General features: G+C 39.9%; 23 protein-coding genes and 2 tRNA genes. 13 read left to right on the plus strand and 12 right to left on the minus strand.

From position 1 onward, the window contains the following. Nucleotides 1–5 precede the first annotated feature (5 nt). Genes F3059_RS01485 through F3059_RS01500 form a run of 4 tightly spaced genes read left to right on the plus strand, consistent with a single transcriptional unit; the run spans nt 6 to nt 3,224 of the window. Nucleotides 6–836 carry a DUF3822 family protein gene (locus F3059_RS01485; protein ID WP_151166160.1) on the plus strand — a complete coding sequence of 277 codons (831 nt, stop codon included), beginning with the start codon at nt 6–8 and terminating at the stop codon, nt 834–836. Then, nucleotides 827–1,360 carry a 16S rRNA (guanine(966)-N(2))-methyltransferase RsmD gene (gene rsmD, locus F3059_RS01490; RefSeq protein WP_170264976.1) on the plus strand — a complete coding sequence of 178 codons (534 nt, stop codon included), beginning with the start codon at nt 827–829 and terminating at the stop codon, nt 1,358–1,360. Before F3059_RS01485 ends, rsmD begins: the two co-directional genes overlap by 10 nt. Continuing rightward, nucleotides 1,357–1,818: a pantetheine-phosphate adenylyltransferase gene (coaD, locus tag F3059_RS01495; RefSeq protein ID WP_151166162.1), complete on the plus strand. Its 462-nt coding sequence runs from the start codon at nt 1,357–1,359 to the stop codon at nt 1,816–1,818. The genes rsmD and coaD overlap by 4 nt, the downstream gene beginning before the upstream one ends. Then, nucleotides 1,818–3,224, plus strand: coding sequence for a TlpA family protein disulfide reductase (locus F3059_RS01500; RefSeq protein WP_151166163.1), 1,407 nt, complete (start codon nt 1,818–1,820; stop codon nt 3,222–3,224). The genes coaD and F3059_RS01500 overlap by 1 nt, the downstream gene beginning before the upstream one ends. Here the strand turns inward: F3059_RS01500 and F3059_RS01505 are convergent. Beyond that, entirely contained in the window at nt 3,199–3,726 is a 528-nt protein-coding gene (locus tag F3059_RS01505) for an NUDIX hydrolase (RefSeq protein WP_170264978.1), read from the minus strand. The genes F3059_RS01500 and F3059_RS01505 overlap by 26 nt on opposite strands. Before the next feature lie 113 nt (nt 3,727–3,839). On the opposite strand from F3059_RS01505, the gene pyrE reads away from it, so the two are divergent. Both pyrE and F3059_RS01515 read left to right on the plus strand, forming a co-directional pair. Then, complete coding sequence (pyrE, locus tag F3059_RS01510; protein WP_151166165.1) at nt 3,840–4,487, plus strand: orotate phosphoribosyltransferase; 648 nt, start codon at nt 3,840–3,842, stop codon at nt 4,485–4,487. A 2-nt stretch (nt 4,488–4,489) separates the two neighbouring features. Continuing rightward, a complete protein-coding gene (locus F3059_RS01515) occupies nt 4,490–4,888 on the plus strand; it encodes a hypothetical protein (protein WP_151166166.1) in 399 nt (132 codons plus the stop codon). On the opposite strand, the gene F3059_RS01520 is transcribed toward F3059_RS01515, so the two are convergent. Beyond that, nucleotides 4,875–5,627, minus strand: coding sequence for a biotin--[acetyl-CoA-carboxylase] ligase (locus F3059_RS01520; protein WP_151166167.1), 753 nt, complete (start codon nt 5,625–5,627; stop codon nt 4,875–4,877). The genes F3059_RS01515 and F3059_RS01520 overlap by 14 nt on opposite strands. A gap of 78 nt (nt 5,628–5,705) precedes the next feature. Between F3059_RS01520 and rsfS the strand changes: the two genes are divergently transcribed. From rsfS to F3059_RS01545, 5 genes are read left to right on the plus strand one after another with little or no spacing between them, the layout of a single operon-like run. Further along, the gene (gene rsfS / locus F3059_RS01525; protein ID WP_151166168.1) at nt 5,706–6,074 is read left to right on the plus strand and encodes a ribosome silencing factor; all 369 of its coding nucleotides are present in this window, start codon (nt 5,706–5,708) and stop codon (nt 6,072–6,074) included. Between the two features lie 15 nt (nt 6,075–6,089). Then, nucleotides 6,090–8,252, plus strand: a complete 2,163-nt coding sequence (ftsH, locus tag F3059_RS01530) for an ATP-dependent zinc metalloprotease FtsH (RefSeq protein WP_151166169.1) — start codon at nt 6,090–6,092, stop codon at nt 8,250–8,252. A gap of 8 nt (nt 8,253–8,260) precedes the next feature. Further along, a complete protein-coding gene (locus F3059_RS01535; protein WP_151166170.1) occupies nt 8,261–8,488 on the plus strand; it encodes a putative signal transducing protein in 228 nt (75 codons plus the stop codon). Next, the gene (locus F3059_RS01540; protein ID WP_151166171.1) at nt 8,485–9,297 is read left to right on the plus strand and encodes a phosphatidate cytidylyltransferase; all 813 of its coding nucleotides are present in this window, start codon (nt 8,485–8,487) and stop codon (nt 9,295–9,297) included. Before F3059_RS01535 ends, F3059_RS01540 begins: the two co-directional genes overlap by 4 nt. Nucleotides 9,298–9,331: 34 nt before the next feature. After that, nucleotides 9,332–9,991 (plus strand): phosphatidylserine decarboxylase family protein, encoded by a 660-nt coding sequence (locus tag F3059_RS01545; RefSeq protein ID WP_151166172.1) that lies wholly within the window; start codon nt 9,332–9,334, stop codon nt 9,989–9,991. Here F3059_RS01545 and F3059_RS01550 read toward each other — a convergent pair. From F3059_RS01550 to proS, 10 genes are all read right to left on the minus strand, one after another. Continuing rightward, nucleotides 9,975–10,688, minus strand: a complete 714-nt coding sequence (locus tag F3059_RS01550) for a YjjG family noncanonical pyrimidine nucleotidase (RefSeq protein ID WP_170264979.1) — start codon at nt 10,686–10,688, stop codon at nt 9,975–9,977. The genes F3059_RS01545 and F3059_RS01550 overlap by 17 nt on opposite strands. Further along, on the minus strand, nt 10,685–11,104 hold the full coding sequence (locus F3059_RS01555) for a hypothetical protein (RefSeq protein WP_170264981.1): 420 nt from the start codon (nt 11,102–11,104) through the stop codon (nt 10,685–10,687). The genes F3059_RS01550 and F3059_RS01555 overlap by 4 nt, the downstream gene beginning before the upstream one ends. 50 nt (nt 11,105–11,154) lie before the next feature. Continuing rightward, nucleotides 11,155–11,805 (minus strand): uracil phosphoribosyltransferase, encoded by a 651-nt coding sequence (gene upp / locus F3059_RS01560; RefSeq protein ID WP_151166175.1) that lies wholly within the window; start codon nt 11,803–11,805, stop codon nt 11,155–11,157. A 35-nt stretch (nt 11,806–11,840) separates the two neighbouring features. Beyond that, entirely contained in the window at nt 11,841–13,154 is a 1,314-nt protein-coding gene (locus F3059_RS01565) for a polysaccharide deacetylase family protein (protein ID WP_151166176.1), read from the minus strand. Then, nucleotides 13,155–13,859, minus strand: coding sequence for a RadC family protein (gene radC, locus F3059_RS01570; protein WP_151166177.1), 705 nt, complete (start codon nt 13,857–13,859; stop codon nt 13,155–13,157). A gap of 97 nt (nt 13,860–13,956) precedes the next feature. After that, nucleotides 13,957–14,208: a 30S ribosomal protein S20 gene (rpsT, locus tag F3059_RS01575; RefSeq protein ID WP_151166178.1), complete on the minus strand. Its 252-nt coding sequence runs from the start codon at nt 14,206–14,208 to the stop codon at nt 13,957–13,959. A 44-nt stretch (nt 14,209–14,252) separates the two neighbouring features. Then, a tRNA-Glu gene (locus F3059_RS01580) sits at nt 14,253–14,324 on the minus strand. Nucleotides 14,325–14,356: 32 nt separating this feature from the next. Next, nucleotides 14,357–14,428, minus strand: a tRNA-Glu gene (locus F3059_RS01585). A gap of 73 nt (nt 14,429–14,501) precedes the next feature. Continuing rightward, the gene (locus F3059_RS01590; protein WP_151166179.1) at nt 14,502–15,188 is read right to left on the minus strand and encodes a hypothetical protein; all 687 of its coding nucleotides are present in this window, start codon (nt 15,186–15,188) and stop codon (nt 14,502–14,504) included. A 5-nt stretch (nt 15,189–15,193) separates the two neighbouring features. After that, nucleotides 15,194–16,666: a proline--tRNA ligase gene (proS, locus tag F3059_RS01595; RefSeq protein WP_151166180.1), complete on the minus strand. Its 1,473-nt coding sequence runs from the start codon at nt 16,664–16,666 to the stop codon at nt 15,194–15,196. Nucleotides 16,667–16,779: 113 nt separating this feature from the next. Here proS and F3059_RS01600 point away from each other — a divergent pair, with 113 nt between their 5' ends. Further along, nucleotides 16,780–17,883 (plus strand): hypothetical protein, encoded by a 1,104-nt coding sequence (locus F3059_RS01600; RefSeq protein ID WP_151166181.1) that lies wholly within the window; start codon nt 16,780–16,782, stop codon nt 17,881–17,883. Beyond that, on the plus strand, nt 17,880–19,358 hold the full coding sequence (locus tag F3059_RS01605) for an OmpP1/FadL family transporter (protein WP_151166182.1): 1,479 nt from the start codon (nt 17,880–17,882) through the stop codon (nt 19,356–19,358). Before F3059_RS01600 ends, F3059_RS01605 begins: the two co-directional genes overlap by 4 nt. Nucleotides 19,359–19,419 lie beyond the last annotated feature (61 nt).

The following is a 19,419-nucleotide window of genomic DNA, read 5'->3' on the forward strand; positions in this document are numbered from 1 at the left end:
ATCAGTTGAATAGATCAACGACTTTAAATACTATTGAGCATTATGGAAGCAGCCCTTCAAAAGAGGCTGCTTCTTTGTGTTCAGGTGTGGCTGTTTTAGATGTACACCACCTAACAGTTGCTTCATTCAATTCTTCAACGAATGAGTTTCAGGAATACTTTGTTTTTGATGTTCCTGAAAACACATCATCACTAAAGGAATTGATGAATAAGCTACAGCTAAAAAAGCTGTATGTAGCAGTTCAAAACAACCAATTCACTGTTGTGCCTACTGGTGTTATCACCCCTGAAAATAACACGGAGTACCTCAACTTTATTTTGGGAGAAAAACGCAATCAAAAGGAAAGCTCAATGGTGATTAATAATCTAACAGCTAACCTTTTGTATCGGATTGATCAATCAGTTTTCAAGGATCTGACCAAAAATGGTATTACTGTATTACACCCGGCAGGAAGCGCTTTAGCTTATCACTCTGTTTTTAATGATGACAAAGCTCATCATGCGGTCTTTCTTCACATTTTTGACGAAGCATTTCACATCTATTTTTTCAAAAATGGCTTGTACCACTCTAACTCATTTAAAATTACATCTGATGCTGATATAGCGTACTACACACTATATTCAATGGAGCAGTTAGAGATTTCAGTTGAGGATACCCCAGTTCATTACACCGTGCAAACAAGTAAGCAACTGAATCAACTCGATTCTTTGAAAAATTATTTACCAAAACTTGCACCTATTGAGCTCGACACATCTTTTGAACTGAACAAAGATCTTCAAGAGACACTTCCAAATGGTGTGGGCATAACACTTTTAAGTACATTGTTGTGCGAATAATCAGTGGTAAATATAAAGGTAGAAAGATAAACACTCCCCGAAATCTTCCAGTAAGGCCAACAACAAATTTCGCGAAGGAGTCACTGTTCAATATACTTACTACTCAATACAGCGTTGAGGATAAAGTAGTACTCGATTGTTTTGCCGGATCGGGAAATATGAGTTTTGAGTTTTTGTCAAGAGGAGCAAAGGATGTTTACGGAGTTGACATGAGCACTAAATGCATCAAGCATCTGATTCAAACATCTAAGGAATGGGAAACTGATAACTTCAAGGCCATCAAGCGCGATGCTATTAAGTTCGTGAAAAATGCAAAAATTAAATTCGACATTATTTTTGCTGACCCACCTTACGACTGGCCTAATTACAACGAGCTCATCAATACTGTTTTTGAAAAAGAGCTCTTAACTGATAAAGGATTACTCATTATAGAGCACGATAAAACGCATCAATTCAAAACGGTTCCTAACTTTGTTGAAGAACGGATATACGGACATGTCCATTTTTCAATATTTGAATTATGAGTAAAAATAAGGTTGCAGTTTTTCCAGGATCATTTGATCCAATTACTGTTGGTCACGAAGATATCATCAATCGCGGTAGTGAGCTTTTTGATAAAGTAATTGTGGCAATTGGTGTCAACAGCAGTAAAGAGTACATGCACAGCCTTGATGAAAGGTTAGAAATGCTACGCAAAACATTCAAAGACAACGACAAGGTTCAAGTTGACACCTATCAAGGACTTACCGTTGAATACTGCAAAGAAAAAAAGGCAAACTTTTTGCTCCGTGGATTACGAACAACCGGAGATTTTGAATTTGAACAGGGCATTGCAACTATGAATGCGAAGCTCGTTCCTGAGGTGGAAACCATCTTTTTGATGAGTAATCCACAGCACTCGGCAGTTTCCTCAACAATAGTTAGGGATATAATTCGTAATAACGGAAATGCCCGTCAATTTCTCCCGCAAAATATCCGTTAATGAAGCGATTAATCTTCCTTTTCACAGTTCTTTCCCCTCTATTGAGTACCGCACAATTGAGTGGTTCAATAGAAGGTTTTTACGGTCAAAAAATCTATCTGCTCAAAACAGTTGAAGCACTCTCGGGGACTTACGACAAACTCGACTCAGGCCTTATTAGTGAAGATGGAAGTTTTTCATTTCGGTCAGAGCCGGAATCAGGCTTTTATTACCTCAAAATAGAAGATCGGTACACTCCGTATTTTCACGATCAACGGTGCGATAAACCAATTACTTTAAAAACACCTGAAGACCTCAACAACAAGCTCATCCCAGTAGAGGTTGAATATGCATGCTCTTCAAAAAACTATCAATTCTTACATGAAGCAGCTATGTTACAGGATAGTGCAGTAGCTGATTTTATTGAACGCAATCCAGCACCAAAAAAAGACACGCTATTTCCCAAAAACTTACGTGATTTTAACGACTCACTCACTTCGGTTCTGACCGAAGCACATGAGAAATTCCCGCAACTCAAACAGGACTTAAAATTGAGAGTCACATCGCTCAAAGTACTTTCAGGCGCTAATCGTGATAGTGTCAAAAAGAGTATTTTCAAGTCTGAGCCAATAAAACCGGAATCAGCAGATTACCTGTCTTTATTCCTGCAGGTGTACAATCGCGACATCGATCATTTCCTGCTCGTCAACAAATCTCGCTACACAGATTCATTGATTGTTTACAGCGGATTTAAAGCTGTAGTGAACTTATTCCTTTCTGATTCACTTTTTGAAAGAAGAGACATGGCTGAGCTCGCCCTGATTACAAAACTACATTTCAACGAGCTGCCCAATGTGAAACCATCTCGCAAGAAAACACTGCTCAAACAAGCTATTGAAGATGCTGAAACACCAATTATCAAACGTATTGCTTCGAGTATCTTAGCTGACATGTCTCATCTAAAAAAATCGAGTAAAGCACCGGCTATCAATTTGCGTGATACCCTGGGAAATTTGGTTACCCTCGATCAATTTAAAGGTTCATACGTTTACATCCAGTTTTGGGCAACCTGGAATGAAGCATCTGTTGAGGATCTGGTTTTCATGAATCAACTCTACGCAAAATACAAGAATAAAATTGCTTTCCTTAGTATTTCAGGCGATCGCAATCAGGAAGACTTTTACAGCTTTGTTCAGAACCACAGTTATCCCTGGCAGATTCTCCATTACAACAAAAAATTCAGCCTGATTGAAAAGTATTCTGTCAGATCCTATCCGATGTATTTCTTAGTTGATCCTGATGGAAAATTAGCCCTTTCTCCCGCTTACGAACCGAATAGAATGATCGGTTATTTTGACGCTATTATCAACTCAGGTGAGGATGCCGTAAAAGATTTTGAAATTATTCGCGATTATAAGGAAGATTAGGATTGTTGAATATTTCCATTACATCGTTTATCGCTCTGTAAGTGTTTTCACTCACCGCATTTAAGTCGCCTTGCTTGAGCCATTTAACATCTGTGATATCTTCTTCTAGCTGAGGAATTAGTCGTCCCTCATAGTTTGTTTTCATTGTAAACCAATAGGTCTTTTTCAAAACTCTTCGATCATCTTCCCAATATGTGTGATAGGTATCGCAGAGCTTTTTCTCAATTCTGAGTCTGCCCACTCCACATTCCTCCTGCACTTCACGTAAAGCAGCTTCCCTGGGATGTTCATCACCATCGAGTTTGCCTTTTGGCAAGTCCCATTTTTTCTTTCTAAAAATAAAAAGCAATTCATCATCTTTATTTTGAACAACACCACCCGCAGCTTTAACGAATCGACAAATCCTTCTGAAATAATAAAATAACTCATCAAGATCGTAGTGAAAAACCATTAAACCAATAGCCGTTTTATCGTGTTCAAAAGCTTCAATTTGCAGTTCCATTTTTTTCTTTGACACAAATCGATGCTTCCCAAAAGAGGTCTCAATAAATTGGTCTGGCCTATCTGTTAAGATAACAGGCCGGTTTGTAACGAAAACTTTATACATTTGTTAGTATGAATATTCTTGATGATTCGGCCCTCAAAGTAGCGGAATTTTTATTGCAAATCAAAGCAGTTGTTTTGAACCCGAACGACCCTTTTCAATGGTCGAGTGGTTGGCAATCGCCTATTTATTGCGATAACCGCAAAACGCTTTCTTATCCTAAGATCAGAAATTTCATCAGGCAAGAGTTCGTCAAAACCATTGATGCTCACTTTGGCCGACCTGATGTTATTGCGGGTGTCGCCACGGGCGGTATACCACAAGGCGTTCTGGTAGCACAGGAAATGGGACTACCATTTGTTTATGTGAGGCCTGAAGCTAAAAAGCACGGGATGACGAATCAAATCGAGGGCGTTCTGGGAAAAGATCAAAGTGTAATCGTCATAGAAGATCTCATCTCTACCGGAGGTAGTAGTATGAAGGCTATCAAGGCTCTGAAAGAAAATGGAAGTGCTGTAAAAGGCATGGTTGCTATTTTCTCTTATGGCTTTGATTTGGCAAGGAAAAATTTGAGAGAAGCTCAATGTCCTTATTACACGCTATCGAATTACGATGCACTCATCGAAAAAGCTCTCGAAACGAATTACATCAAGCAAGAAGATGTTGAAGTATTGAGAAACTGGAGAGACAACCCATCTGAATGGACACCTAAAAAATAATCATGGCTAAGATAGAAAGCAAAGAAGTTACGATAAACGAAAAATCAACTACTCTCTCAAAGTTTTTAGGCAATTTGAATAATCTTCAAAAACTGATGCCTGAAGATAAAATTTCAGACTGGGAATCAGACGAAGATTCTTGCCGTTTTCAAATAAAAGGTCTCGCAAAAATTGGGATGCGTAAATCATCTGAAGATTCATCCAAAGTTGTTATGGAATCTGAAGGGAAAAATCCATTTGATTTTACGCTTACGATCAATCTCGATGAAAAGGGTGACGACACTACTGCTAAAATCCTTTTTGACGGAAAGATGAACCCGTTTATGAAAGCGATGGTTGAAAAGCCTTTGACGAATTTCTTCAACATGCTCGCTGATAAGCTAGCTGCTAATCACGGATAAGCGCTATTTCTTTAATTTCAAATTTCATCGGGTTGCCGAGTTTATCCTCAACCATGAGTCTGCCCTGCTTACTCACTCCTGTAACTTTAAGCACGGCTTGTTCTCCGTTTACTTCGTAATTTTTCCACTGGTTAAGACCAAAAAGACTGCGCTCAAACTCTTTATCTAATGATTGAGGGTTTTCTTTCAATCTGATGTAAAGGTGTTCTAGAATTTGACAAAACTCTTCTAATAGAAATCTCAACTCAAAAAACTTTCCTGTTTGTTGTTTGAGTGATGTCGCGTTACTAGCTGTATCACCAAATTCAATCTGATTAACATTTAACCCCACTCCTATCACGCTACTTCCAATACGATTTCCTTTCCAGGAATTTTCGATTAAGATCCCTGCTGTCTTGAGGTTCTGAATGTAAATATCGTTAGGCCATTTTATTTGAACATCTTCATATAGCTTGTCTCGCAATAATCGCTTAAGCGCTACCGTAACCAGCTTATTCAAAAGAAAGTGATCATCGGGTGCTAAAAAACGCGGATACAATACCACGCTAAAAGTGAGGTTTTGATATGCCTGACTCATCCAGTTGTTTCCGCGCTGCCCACGACCCTTATATTGTTCATCAGTCCAAATTACTGTTCCTTCGGGAACATTTTGTTTTGATAGGAGTTGTAGAGCGTAACGATTGGTTGAATCGACACGCTGGAGGTGAACAATATTTTGACCTGTAAACAATGTATTCATATCTATTCAAGAGATATCATAATATGAAAGTCTGTCATCAATCGAAATTCCTATTTTTGCAGGCTGAACACAACAAGAATGACGAAAGAAAACGAAATTACATCAACCCAATTAGCTGAAACAGCCGTTTTAGGGCTTAAAGAACGCAAAGGAAAAGAAATTAAATTACTTGATTTGCGTGAGATCAGTAACTCTGTAAGTGATTATTTCGTTATATGCCACGGTTCTTCGAACACTAATGTTGCTTCACTGGCTGAATCTGTACAGGATGAAGTTCGTGAACATCTCGCTGAAAAGCCCTGGCATGTAGAAGGAACTCAAAATGCTGAATGGATAATTATTGATTATTTCAATGTTGTGGTTCACATTTTTCAGGAAAGCGTTCGTGAGTTCTATAATTTGGAAGACCTTTGGGCTGATGCCAAAGTTTCAACTATTGAAGATTAACAGAAACAATATTGAATGAGCAAACAACAAGATTCTAAGCGCTCTAATAGAGTTAAGGGTAATATTCCCAAGCCGCCAAACAAGAACAACAAAAAGAAAAACAATTTCAATTTTTATTGGATCTACGCTATCATAGCTGTAGTGCTCATTTCTTTGAACTTGTTCAACTGGGGGCCTTCTCTAACGCCTACTACATTTCCAAAATTCAAGGAAATGGTTCAAAGTGGTGATGTAAATAAGGTCATCATTTACAATTATGAAAAGGCTAAGGTTTTTATCAAACCTGATTCCCTTGAGAAATATGAAGGAAAACTTCAGCAACCTTTAATTGGTGAGAACTCTCAAAAAGGACCTCACTTTGAATTCACCCCTCCAAAAGGAGATTTCTTTACTCAACAACTCGATGAGTGGCAAACGGAATACGATTTAGCATACGATTTCATTCAACAGGACAACTGGGGAAGAGATATTCTCGGCTGGTTGATTCCAATTGGGTTGATGTTTGGCCTTTGGATACTGATCATGCGCAGAATGAGCGGTGGCGGTGGTCCTGGCGGACAAATATTCAACATCGGGAAATCAAAAGCTACCCTATTTGACAAAGAACAGGGAGTTAAAATCAACTTTAAAGATGTTGCCGGTCTAGAAGAAGCTAAAGAGGAAGTAATGGAAATCGTTGATTTCCTCAAAAACCCCAAACGCTACACTGCCCTTGGAGCTAAAATCCCTAAAGGTGCATTACTGGTAGGCCCTCCTGGTACAGGTAAAACATTGCTCGCAAAAGCTGTTGCCGGTGAAGCGCAGGTTCCATTCTTCTCACTTTCAGGGTCAGATTTTGTTGAGATGTTTGTTGGTGTTGGAGCTTCTCGTGTTCGTGACCTCTTTAAACAGGCGAAAGAAAAAGCTCCTTGTATCGTATTCATAGATGAGATTGATGCAATTGGTCGTGCTCGTGGTAAAAACGCGATGCAGGGATCAAATGATGAACGCGAAAACACATTGAACCAACTCCTTACTGAGATGGACGGTTTTGGAACAAATAGCGGTGTTATCATTTTAGCAGCTACTAACCGTGCTGATGTTCTGGATAGAGCATTACTTCGTCCGGGACGTTTTGATCGTCAAATCAATGTTGATTTGCCAGAAAAAGAAGAGCGTAAAGCAATTTTCAAAGTTCACTTGAAGCCTTTGAAGCTTAAAGACAATGTGGATATCGAATTCTTAGCGAGCCAAACTCCAGGGTTTAGTGGTGCTGAAATCGCAAACCTCTGTAACGAAGCAGCGCTTATTGCCGCTCGTAAAAAGAAAAAAGAAATCGATAAGCAGGACTTCTTAGATGCGGTTGATAGAATCATTGCCGGGCTCGAGAAGAAAAGCAAGATCATTACTCCTGAAGAAAAGAAAACAATCGCTTTTCACGAGGCTGGTCACGCAACAGTGAGCTGGTTGTTAGAACACGCTTCACCACTTGTGAAAGTAACTATTGTGCCGCGTGGTAGAAGTCTGGGTGCAGCCTGGTATCTACCGGAAGAGCGTCAAATCACAACCAAAAAACAGCTCTTTGATGAAATGTGTGCTGCGCTTGGTGGTCGTGCTGCTGAGGAAATCACATTCAACGAAATTTCAACCGGTGCATTGAGTGATTTGGAGAAAATCACCAAACAAGCTTATGCGATGGTCAAGATGTACGGACTCAATGATAAAATCGGAAACATTAGTTACTACGATTCATCAGGTCAAAATGACTACAACTTTACTAAGCCATACAGTGACACAACTGCTGATGTTATTGATAAAGAGGTTAGTAAGCTCATTGAATCCATGTATGTTCGTACGAAGAACCTTCTTATCGAAAATCAAGACAAACTGAATGAATTGGCTGAGTTACTTCTCGAAAAAGAGGTTATCTTTAGAGAAGATTTGGAACGCATTTTTGGTAAACGTAAATTTGAAACCAAAGCTGACAAAACAGCTGAGCAAATTAGGTTGACTGAAAAGCAAGCTCAGGAAAAAAGCAGTGATAACGGTCAGAGCCAAAAAGAGCTCCCGTCAAAAGACAAAGATTCTGAGGATAAGCCGAAAAGCGATTCCGGATCTGACCAAAAAACTGATGAAAAGAAAGACTCTGATAAGAGTGATAAAAAAGAAGAAAGCACTTCAGATAATACGTCTAAATAACCCGAATTATGAACCCAAAAGATTGGAATTTAGTTTACGAAACAAATGACAAGTTTGATGCTGAATTAATTCAGGCACATTTGAAAGAAATGGACATTGAAGCTTATGTTTTTGACCATCAAGCGTCTATGTTTAAATCTCTCAATCAAACGAACTACGCTGTAGGCGTTTATGTTCACCCTGAAAATGTGGACAAAGCAAAAGCTTACATTGAGGAGCATAACAAAAAGTCTTGAGTGAATTAACGGTACGCGCATTATCTGGAGGCGTATTTGTAGCGGTATTAATCACCGGTGTACTTTTGGGTTCAACTTTTTTTGTTCCGCTTTTAGCATTTTTTTCATTGATTGCGGCAAGCGAATTTTCTAAACTGGTGAAGTTTGGAAACAAGGATCTTGTACGCGTATTTATTTTGGGCGCCATTGCATTTTGGATAAGTGCTATATCCTGGCAATTCTCAATAATTGATATTAACTCGGTTTTCGGAATTGCTATTTTCGTCCTCTTAATCATGTTAGTGGTTGTCCTGTTTAGTAAAACTCCAACCCCATTTCTTGATTCATCAGGCGTTATTTTAGGCTTCGTTTACACACAGCTGGGCTTTCTGGGAATCTTCCTTTTTGGGCTATCTCTCGACTCAACATTCAATCCTCATAAAGTACTTTTCATTCTTATTTTGATTTGGACTAACGATACAATGGCCTACTTAACAGGCAGGGCAATGGGGAAAAACAAACTAAATGAGAGACTCTCTCCAAAAAAGACCTGGGAAGGAACGCTTGGAGGTGCAATCGCTTCATTAGCCGGTGCTTTTATTCTTTCAAAATTCATTTTTCACTTCGATAGTAAAGCATGGATCATGGTAGGCCTTGTTGTCTCAATTTTTGCCACCCTAGGTGATCTTTTTGAATCTATGCTAAAACGCAATGCCGGAGTAAAAGATGCCGGAAACATCATTCCCGGTCATGGTGGAATACTGGATCGGTTTGACGCTGCACTCTTTGCTATTCCAGCAGCATGGGCATTTATTTTAATTTTCGCTTAAAGAATGCTGCAATACGTTATATTTGAAGCCGCTTATGAAATTTCACAAAGAAGGTAGAGTATCCATAACAATTGCTGTAATTGTAGGTTTTATCCTCATTTACCTGGGTACTCAAACATTTGGTCACATCGTATGGCTAAAACTATTGCTGGTATTACTGGCGCTATTTATTCTTATTTCAATTCTGCAGTTTTTCAGAAAACCAGATCGCTCATTAGCAGCGTTACATCCAGATCTTGTTTATGCACCTGCTGACGGTAAAATCGTTGCTATTGAAGAAGTTGAAGAAACTGAATACCTGAAGCGAAAATGCATACAGGTTTCAATTTTTATGAGTCCGCTCAACGTACACATCAACTGGAATCCGGTTAGCGGGATCGTGAAATATTTCAAATATCACCCGGGCAGGTTTTTAGTTGCCTGGCACCCAAAATCTTCGACAGACAACGAGCGTACAACGGTTGGTGTTCAAACCAAAAACGGAACTGATGTTCTCTACCGCCAAATTGCCGGTGCTATGGCCAGGCGAATTGTTTGGTATGTTGACGAAGGTGACGAAGTAACGCAGGGACAAGAGTTTGGGTTTATCAAATTCGGATCACGCGTTGATATTTTCCTTCCAACAACGAGCGAGGTTCGGGTTAATCTCAATGAAGAAGTTCGCGGTAACCGATCGATTATCGCTGAGATTTAAGAAAATCAACCATGTGATCGTGGTGACCGACTTCAATCAACCCTTCATCTGTTCTATCATTGAGCATTTCAATTTGAGGGCTGTAAAAGCATTGCTTCATACCCACTCCTCTGGCTCCAATAATATCTGAGTTCCAATCGTCACCGACCATTAAAGAGTTTCCAGCTTCTGCTTTTGCTTTGGTCAGAGCCTGAAAGAATATTCGCTCATCGGGCTTTTTGTATCCAGCACTATCTGATGTTATAACAACATCGAAAAAATGATCTAAACCACAATTTTCAAGTTTGAAATGCTGAACCTCATCAAATCCGTTTGTGATGATATGAAGCTCATAATGATCATTGAGTTCTTCCAACATTTCAGCAGTTGATGGTAACAGCTTTTTCTGTTTGGGGCTCTCCTGGATATAGAAGTCTCCCAAATCCTTTGCTACCGGTTCTGACAAGCAACCTGCCTGTTTCAAAGTATCACCAAACCGTTTTGTACGCAAAACACTCTTTTCAACCTGTCCTTTTCTGTAAAGTGCCCACAGTTGATCGTTGATTGCTTCGTATTTTTTGATAAACTGCATAGAATCATCAAACCATTGTTGCAAACCAAAATGCTCATAAGCCATTAATAGAGCTTCACGAGAGTTGGTTTCAAAATCCCAAAGCGTTCTATCTAAATCGAAAAATATGTGTTGTACGTTCTTCAAAATAACTCCTTTATTGAGTTGATTACTGGATTGGAAAAATAGGTGAGAACAAAACTCCAAAATACGACTGACATTATGTAAGCAGGAATGGATTTTCGGTCGTTACGGAAATACTTGGCCGAGATAAGTGCGCTTACCGGAATGGAAATAACTGGAATCAAAAGTGCCATTCCCACTACTCCAAATCGGTTTTTAAATCTGATAATCAGCCTGTTTTTTCTGGTGAATTTCCTTTTCGGCCTTTTGCGCTTTTTTCTAAAACTCCTTTCAATCCAACTAAAGAACCAGGCACCAAAATAGAAGAAGAAAAGTGAACCTAGTATTCCTCCAATGATGTTGATAATGATTGCCTCTGAAGCTGAGTAGCCAGAGGCTAATATAGTTCCCGGGCCCATTAAGAATTTTGTACCGCTCACGACAAGGAGCACCAGAATTTTTGAAAACTCTCCCCACATGTTCCCTTACTCTACTCTTTTTCTCCGTATGCTAAATCTCCTGCGTCTCCAAGTCCGGGTACGATGTATGCCTGAGCTGTGAGTTCTTCATCGATAGCGCCCATGTACAACTCTGCATTCTTCCCTATTTTTTCCTTTATGTACTCCACACCTTCATTACTGGCAATAACTGAAACGATGTAGGTTTTAGCAGGTTTTCCAAATTGCTTAACCAGCGATTGATAGCTTAAATACATAGAGCGGCCTGTCGCCAGCATTGGATCAACGAGAATGAGTGTGCGGTTTTCAATATCAGGACAAGAAACGTATTCAACCTCAACTTCAAATTCATCGCCACTGTGATGTTTTCTGTAAGCAGAAATAAAAGCGTTATCAGCTTTGTCAAAAACACTTAAAAAACCTTCGTGGAGAGGAAGTCCGGCTCTGAGTACAGTACCTAAAATTGGCTGACTTTTTAAATCGAAACCACTGGCTTTACCCAAAGGAGTAATGACTTCTCGCTCACTGAAATCGAGCTTTTTCGATATCTCGTAAGCCATCAAACTACCTATGCGCTTTAAATTGGCTCTAAAACGCATCCTGTCTTTTTGAATCGTGTTGTCCCTTATCTCATTAAGGTACGTATTGATGATTGAATTTTCTTTTTGAAACTCGCGAACCATTTCTCAATTGAATTTCAACAAAGTTAGGTTTTAAATTAATCTTCGTAAATGTATTCCAGCATATCCTCGTACACTTTTCGCCATCCTTTCCATTCTCCGTACTCGCTGAGTGAATCGTTGTGCCACAAAGTGCATAACAACCCATTTACACTTTTCACACGATCGATTATTGGTTTGAAATAATTCATGGCGTCCTCTGGGTTTTTACCCATATAGTATTTCAGCGTTGCCTCCATTAAACTGTAAGGATAAACGCGAAGTCGGGTTTGCCTGTTTTGCTCGAGATCAAAAAACAGAAAAGGGGTGCACGTTGAAGCTCTAAAACCGAGTTCAGATGCGTAGCCCATTGAATAATCGTTGTAGACTTCAATCTCTAAAAGTTCCCTATAAGATCGCGGAATATCGATTTTTAAAAAATGCTGCCGGCTATCAGCTACCGGCATGTGAATTATTTCTTTCAACCTGTTGGCTTCCATCTGTAAAAGCTCGGGATCATCAGTTGAAGCATAAGATGGATGAATCCCAACTTTGCAATAATCATTGACCGATTTAATAAGCGATCTAAACTTTCGGCTCGTGTGGGGAACGTTTTTATCGTTCACGCCATAGTTGGCCAGCAGAAAAAAGAAAACACTTTTAAAGCCGTATTTTTCAGCTTTCTTCAACACAAAATCGAAAGTGTTAAATGGATCTGACCGTTGACCTATCAACGTTTTCAATCTATCGGTCAGATCCGAAAAGTTTAGCTGGATTACTGACCGCAAAATAGCTCCAGTGGATCTCAGCAAACCCTTTTCCATAAAAGCGTAAGCATTGTCAACATCAATTGTATTGAGATACCTGAACTTCCTGATTGGCGGAGCGCCTCCTTTTTTCCTCAACACATTTGTCACTTCCTGCATCCACATATCAATGAGCGGAAGATTCAAAAAACTTTCTCGAAATGCGATGCTTTCCTCAGGTTTGAATCTGCCGTGCTTATCCTTTCCGTGAGGCAAATACTCTTCATAGCGAGTCACTAAATAAAAAGCGGCCGAAAACAGATCAAATGGAATATCACGACCTCCGGTTCCGAAAAAAACAGGCAACTCTTTCCACTTGAAAAAAGTCATTTCCTGCTTCTCGATAATTCGTTCCTTCAAGAGAGCAGCCGGTTGAATGTGGATCGATTTTTCAACCACAGCACGGTGACTGTAGCAAATTGTAAAAACACCATCTTTCAGGTCATTTTCATGGTAAACGATGTCCACAGCATATTGCAAAATATCGCCAAAAAGGAAGTTTGCAATGTACTTGAAGCGGCTCGTTTGAACCTCTGAAAATATTTGGATATGTTTTTTCTCAGGCATTTATAGCAATCCGTCATCAGCAAAGCTAAGGTAATTTTCATCACCGATAATAAGATGATCAAGGACTTGTAAATCGAGTAACGATGCTCCTTCTTTCAGTTTTTCAGTGAGCTGGATATCAGCCTGACTAGCTGTGAGGTTACCACTTGGGTGATTGTGTGCCAGTATAATACTGGAGGCCAGTTTCTCCAAAGCAATTTGAAAAATAATTTTGGCATCAGCCACTGTTCCGCTCACTCCTCCTCTGCTTATGGTTTTATGAGTCATGATCTTGTTACCGCGGTTGAGCAAAACCACAACAAATTCTTCATGAGGAAGATCAGCCAATAGCGGGTACAGGTATTGGTAAGCGTCCTGACTAGAAGTGACCTTTTTCTTTTTGATCAATTGGTCAGATCGCCTCCTGCGAGCTAGCTCCATAGCCGCTGAAATCGTAATGGCTTTGGCATCGCCAACACCTTTGAATTTTTTGAGATCTGATATTGAGAGTTTTCCCAACTCATTGAGGTTTTGATCGCAGGAATTGAGAATTTGTTTTGATAGATCAACAGCTGATACTTTCGCTGTTCCCGAGCCTAAAATGATGGCTAATAGTTCAGCATCGCTTAAAACACTTTTGCCTTTTAGGAGTAATTTTTCACGCGGGCGATCATCCTCAGCCCAGGCTTTAATCGCGGAGTAAGGTTCATAGTTAGGGTCATTCATACAATTAAATTAACGCGTTTAATTGTATAAAATTAAAAAACCCTTACAGAAAATCTGTAAGGGTTGAATATTTTTAAGTCTTGTCCAGAGACGGCTCTTACATATTGTTCACCTGACGGTAAAGGCTAGACTTCAAGTTAGCTGCTTTGTTGTTGTGAATAATGTTACGTTTAGCAACACGATCAACAAGCGCAACAACCTTTGGCAATTGTTCTGTAGCTTCATTCTTATCTGTTAATTGACGAAAAGCGTTAACAGCATTACGCATAGTTCTTGCGTAATAACGGTTGTGAACACGTCTTTTCTCTGAACTTCTGATTCTCTTTAATGCTGACTTGTGATTTGCCATAATACTTTAATAATTAGCCCTGTGGGCATTCAAAATTATACCTGTAGTCCGTACGGGAATCGAACCCGTGTCTCCACCGTGAAAGGGTGGTGTCCTAACCCCTAGACGAACGGACCAAAAATAATTAAAATAACGTTACAAAACTTAGTAGTCCGTACGGGAATCGAACCCGTGTCTCCACCGTGAAAGGGTGGTGTCCTAACCCCTAGACGAACGGACCATTGTACAACCCTAAATTTTTAGGGACTGCAAAGGTAATAAAAATGTGAACTGGTCAAAGTGTTTCAAATAAATTACTTCAAATTTATTTTGCGCTCTGCGTTCAGTTTAAAGCCGAGCCTTTTCCCTGTTTTCAATTTTAAATTGTTGGAGAGTTGCTGCATCTGACTTACTGAAACAAGCTGTACTTTTTTGAAAGGAGGTGTATACAATTCAAAGTTGAGTGCGTACAGAATTGAGCTTTCAACCACGTCAACTATTTTCTCTTCATCCAAAATATCTTCACCAAAATCCCTGTAGAGTGTATTGAGTTCTTTATTTCCTTCAACATAAAAATGGTTCTCTTTATTGATGAAAATCCTTGAAACGAGGTAGCCCAAATCGTTATCGCGATTGTACCTGAACGAATCTGAAAGAAAATTGTAAATGTTAATCACACCACAGTAAGCTCTCAAAGGATCTTCTTCGACATAACCTGTTTTCCAGATATAATTGGATTCATCAAATGAAAACACGTTTGAGTGCATGTGAAAAATGAGCGTATCACCTCCAAACCGAATCCTGGCTTCGTATTCACCTTCCGATTCAAACTCGACTTTCACCCGCTCATCGAGCGCACAAACTTCTTCCTGATATGAATCAACAACCTGTTTGATAACCTCTTTAAACTTCTTGAATTGAGCAGTTGTGTTTTCAAAAACATCCTGTTTCGTGCAGGATCTCTCTTTAAAAAGGTCAAATATTCTCTCGCGTTTTGTCATAATAATTAATAAGCTTTTGCAAAAAGTACTCGTTCTTTTGACGGATTACCTGAGAATACGCATTTTCCGTCTTCCTTTTTGTTGTTTAATGGAATACAACGAATGGTGGCTTTTGTTGACTCTTTAATTTTGTTTTCTGTCTCTGCTGTACCGTCCCAGTGAGCACTCACAAAGCCACCTTTCTTTATCGCCTTTTTAAAATCTTCCCAGTTATCAACTTCAGTTGTATTCTCGTCTCTGAATTTTTTAGCTCTATCGAAAAGGTTTTCTTGAATTTCATCCAAAAGGCCCGGGATAATATCAGCAACCTCATCCATAGGTACAAACTGCTTTTCGAGTGTATCTCTACGAGCTAACTCAACCGTGCCTTTTTCCATATCTTTTGGTCCGATCGCGATTCGGGTTGGTACTCCTTTAAATTCGTACTCGGCAAATTTCCAACCGGGCTTGTGTGTATCACGATCATCAAAACGAACGATGAATCCTTTATCCTCGAGTTTTTCTTTTATCTCTTTCGCTTTCTTTGAAATGGCCTCAAATTGCTCATCATTTTTGTAAATAGGTACAATAGCAACGTGAATGGGTGCTAACTTTGGAGGTATAACCAATCCATTATCATCGCTGTGGGTCATGATCAGAGCCCCCATCAATCTGGTAGAAACGCCCCATGAAGTTGCCCAAACGTATTCCTCTTTTCCTTCTTTAGATGCGTATTTCACATCAAAAGCTTTGGCGAAATTTTGACCAAGGAAATGAGATGTTCCGGCCTGTAGTGCTTTACCATCTTGCATAAGTGCTTCGATGCAATATGTTTCAAGTGCTCCGGCAAATCGTTCACTCTCAGTTTTGATTCCTTTCACAACCGGAATAGCCATATATTTCTCAGCAAACTTCGCATACACTTCCAGCATTTGCTCAGCTTCTTCAATAGCTTCGTCTTTTGTCGCGTGAGCCGTGTGACCTTCCTGCCACAAGAACTCTGCAGTGCGAAGGAATAGTCGGGTTCGCATTTCCCAGCGAACAACATTTGCCCACTGGTTCAATTTAATGGGGAGGTCACGATAACTCTGAATCCACTTGCGGTAAGAGTTCCAAATAATCGTTTCAGATGTTGGTCTAACGATTAGCTCCTCTTCCAGTTTAGCTTCAGGATCAACTACAACTCCTTTTCCATCTTCATCATTTTTGAGTCGGTAATGGGTTACAACAGCTGCTTCTTTTGCAAATCCCTCAACGTGATCAGCTTCTTTACTCAAATAAGATTTTGGAATGAAAAGCGGAAAATAGGCATTGCTGTGACCTGTTTGCTTGAACATCTTATCGAGTTGTGATTGCATATTTTCCCAAATGGCATAACCGTGCGGCTTGATGACCATGCAGCCTCTAACGTCACTCGATTCGGCTAAATCGGCTCTGACCACTAACTCATTGTACCATTTTGAATAATCCTGCTCTCTTGTCGTGAAATCTTTTGCCATCGTTTTTCGTTGTATTTTGTAGAGGCAGCAAAAGTAACGAAACACTTTTCAAAACTTTAAAGAGTTTGTTAATACATTGAACTGCTTTGAGCATTTGTTTATATTTGAGTATTATGAAGATTAACAGAAAACACCTATTATTTTTATTTGCTATCAGTTCTTTGGGATTGATTACTAGCTGTTCTTCAAGTAAGTTCAGCAGTACAGGTTCCTATGAATACGATGGCGTATATTTTGCCTCTAACGACTACGAGACTCCTGTTAAGCCACAAAACAGGGCTGATGAGTCTGTCGATTACTACTCTTCCAGCGCTGATAGCTCAGGCAGTATTTCCAATTATGATTACTACGATCCAGAATTTGCCACGAGAATAAATCCGGCTAGAGGTGGAATTGGTTCTACTTTGCCCAATTATTACCGTTCACCGGCATCGGGATTTAACAATTATTCGAGCTTTAATACTTCACTCATGTTTGGAGCCGGATCAGCTTTTTATTCTCCTTCATGGAGATCGGGGCTGTACTATCAAAGTAACATGTATGGATCACGTTTTTATGATCCATATGGCTCTTATTACGGTGGTTTTTCTCCTTACTCTCCGTACTCTTACGGAAATACTTTTTACAACCACTATTCTCCATTTTACAATCCTTACGGATTATATTCAGGATTTGGACCAAACTATTTTGGACGTGGATCTTACTTCAATCCATCTGGTACAGCTGCTCCCGTAGAGAGCAAGCCTACTTTCAACAGGCCACGCAATACAGCCGTTCGCTCTTCAAGAACCGGAGTTTCTCAACGGTCAGAGCCACAGAGAAAGCCGAATTTTGATCGCAACTCACCATACTCGGCCGGAAAGCGTAGCTCTGCGTCAGGTTCATCAAACCGTTACAATCCAAATGACAATAGAGGTAACCTGAACAAACCGAACTTTAACAGGGATAACTTCAACAAAATTTCGAGAACGAGGAGTTCACGTACCGGTGGATCTGACCGATACACACCAAACAGATCAGGAAATAACCGTTACACTCCATCGAGAGATAGAAGTAATTCGAGGGATTATACACCTGACAGAAGTAATCGCAGATATACTCCCAGCAGAAGTTCATCACCGAGCAGGAATATCTCTCCAAGTCCACGAAGCTCTTCGCCATCGTCATCACCGAGCCGAAGTAGATCGCGTTCACGTCAATATTCACCGCGAAGATGATTTGGAGAAAATCTGCACTACTCTTCTTTCTTGTACTTATTAACGCTGTGGGGTTTTCACAAAATGAAACCGATGCCCTCCGTTTAGGCCGTTTAGATTACTCTGGAACAGCTCGTTTCAATGCACTTGGTGGAGCAATGGGAGCGCTTGGTGGCGATCCGTCAGTTGTGAGTACAAATCCGGCTGGGTTGGGAGTTTTCAGGAGATCAGAGGTGAGTTTAACGCCATCTTACTACATCAACAACAGTTCTACTACTTTTAACGGAAATACCAGTGATGCCAACTATAACAACCTGGGGTTAAACAACCTTGCAATGGTCTTTTCTAAGGAACAGGACAATGTATCGGGGTTGCTTCAAACTTCGTGGGGAATCGCTTACAACAGACAGGCTAACTTTTTCTCTGAAACGAATCATCAAACGGATAATCCTTATTCGTCACTACTCGATATTTTTCGATATGATCTCGAAAATCCAAAGCCGGTAGTTATGCCAAATGAAATTGGCGAATTTGGCATATTTGATTATGACGTAAAACCGGCTTATGATGCCCGCCTGTTAAATTACGACAGTGCATTTAACGGATATGTTCACGCGAACGAAGGTTATGAAGGAGAACAGCGGAAAACCTATCAGGAATCGGGGTCTTTGAGTGAGCTCAACATTGGATATGGCGGAAATTACAACAACCGCATTTATTTTGGAGCCTCTCTCGCCATAACGCTCTACCAATTCACTCAAAGGACGACATACAGCGAGTACGATTTGCCAGACTCTGCCCAATTCACAACTTTAAAACAATACAGTTTTGAGGAAGAACTCGATATTTCAGGTAGTGGTTTCAAAGGGAAATTCGGACTTATTTACAGAGTTAATGATTATTTGAGACTAGGACTCGCCTACCACACACCATCACAAATTACAATTGATGATCAATATTCTACTACTGTTGAATCATCTTTCCAAAGTAACGACTTCCAGGCCAGTTCTCCCATAAGTAACTTTGGCTACACAATAAGGCAACCCGGGAGATTACAGGCATCGGCCGGAATCATTTTGGGTAAAGCAGGCCTGATCGGTATTGAATATGAATATGCTGATTTCCGTAAGCTCGAATTGCGCGAAGCTGAATCAGGCTTCTCCTTTGATCCTGTCAACAATACTATTCAGGATATTTACCGTCAAACTCATCATTTGCGAATTGGCGGTGAAGCCAGGTTTAGCCAGTATTTTGCAAGAGGCGGTTTTCGATATGATCAGGATCCCTATGTCAATGGTATAGAAAATGATTCTCCGGTTTTCACCTACAGCTTTGGTGCAGGATTGAGACAAGCAGGATTTTATGTTGATATAACCTGGAGGTGGAGACAGTATTCTGAAAACATGTGGATTTACGATCCAGCCTTTATTGAGAAATCTGAAATCACTTATAACTCACACGCTATAATGGTGAGTGCCGCTTATCGCTGGAAATAAAGAAAATAAAAAAGGCGAAAACTTAACGTTTCCGCCTTCATTATCTTTTTACAAAAAAGCG

The organism is Salibacter halophilus (genome assembly GCF_008806325.1).
Taxonomy (GTDB): Bacteria; Bacteroidota; Bacteroidia; order Flavobacteriales_G; family Salibacteraceae; genus Salibacter; species Salibacter halophilus.

What these genes read in the sequence shown, in the direction of transcription:
- coaD (WP_151166162.1), top strand. Translation starts at nt 1,357, where the DNA reads ATGAGTAAAAATAAGGTTGCAGTTTTTCCAGGATCATTTGATCCAATT.
- F3059_RS01500 (WP_151166163.1), top strand. Translation starts at nt 1,818, where the DNA reads ATGAAGCGATTAATCTTCCTTTTCACAGTTCTTTCCCCTCTATTGAGT.
- F3059_RS01505 (WP_170264978.1), bottom strand. Translation starts at nt 3,726, where the DNA reads ATGGAACTGCAAATTGAAGCTTTTGAACACGATAAAACGGCTATTGGT.
- pyrE (WP_151166165.1), top strand. Translation starts at nt 3,840, where the DNA reads ATGAATATTCTTGATGATTCGGCCCTCAAAGTAGCGGAATTTTTATTG.
- F3059_RS01515 (WP_151166166.1), top strand. Translation starts at nt 4,490, where the DNA reads ATGGCTAAGATAGAAAGCAAAGAAGTTACGATAAACGAAAAATCAACT.
- F3059_RS01520 (WP_151166167.1), bottom strand. Translation starts at nt 5,627, where the DNA reads ATGAATACATTGTTTACAGGTCAAAATATTGTTCACCTCCAGCGTGTC.
- rsfS (WP_151166168.1), top strand. Translation starts at nt 5,706, where the DNA reads ATGACGAAAGAAAACGAAATTACATCAACCCAATTAGCTGAAACAGCC.
- ftsH (WP_151166169.1), top strand. Translation starts at nt 6,090, where the DNA reads ATGAGCAAACAACAAGATTCTAAGCGCTCTAATAGAGTTAAGGGTAAT.
- F3059_RS01535 (WP_151166170.1), top strand. Translation starts at nt 8,261, where the DNA reads ATGAACCCAAAAGATTGGAATTTAGTTTACGAAACAAATGACAAGTTT.
- F3059_RS01545 (WP_151166172.1), top strand. Translation starts at nt 9,332, where the DNA reads ATGAAATTTCACAAAGAAGGTAGAGTATCCATAACAATTGCTGTAATT.
- upp (WP_151166175.1), bottom strand. Translation starts at nt 11,805, where the DNA reads ATGGTTCGCGAGTTTCAAAAAGAAAATTCAATCATCAATACGTACCTT.
- F3059_RS01565 (WP_151166176.1), bottom strand. Translation starts at nt 13,154, where the DNA reads ATGCCTGAGAAAAAACATATCCAAATATTTTCAGAGGTTCAAACGAGC.
- radC (WP_151166177.1), bottom strand. Translation starts at nt 13,859, where the DNA reads ATGAATGACCCTAACTATGAACCTTACTCCGCGATTAAAGCCTGGGCT.
- rpsT (WP_151166178.1), bottom strand. Translation starts at nt 14,208, where the DNA reads ATGGCAAATCACAAGTCAGCATTAAAGAGAATCAGAAGTTCAGAGAAA.
- F3059_RS01590 (WP_151166179.1), bottom strand. Translation starts at nt 15,188, where the DNA reads ATGACAAAACGCGAGAGAATATTTGACCTTTTTAAAGAGAGATCCTGC.
- proS (WP_151166180.1), bottom strand. Translation starts at nt 16,666, where the DNA reads ATGGCAAAAGATTTCACGACAAGAGAGCAGGATTATTCAAAATGGTAC.
- F3059_RS01600 (WP_151166181.1), top strand. Translation starts at nt 16,780, where the DNA reads ATGAAGATTAACAGAAAACACCTATTATTTTTATTTGCTATCAGTTCT.
- F3059_RS01605 (WP_151166182.1), top strand. Translation starts at nt 17,880, where the DNA reads ATGATTTGGAGAAAATCTGCACTACTCTTCTTTCTTGTACTTATTAAC.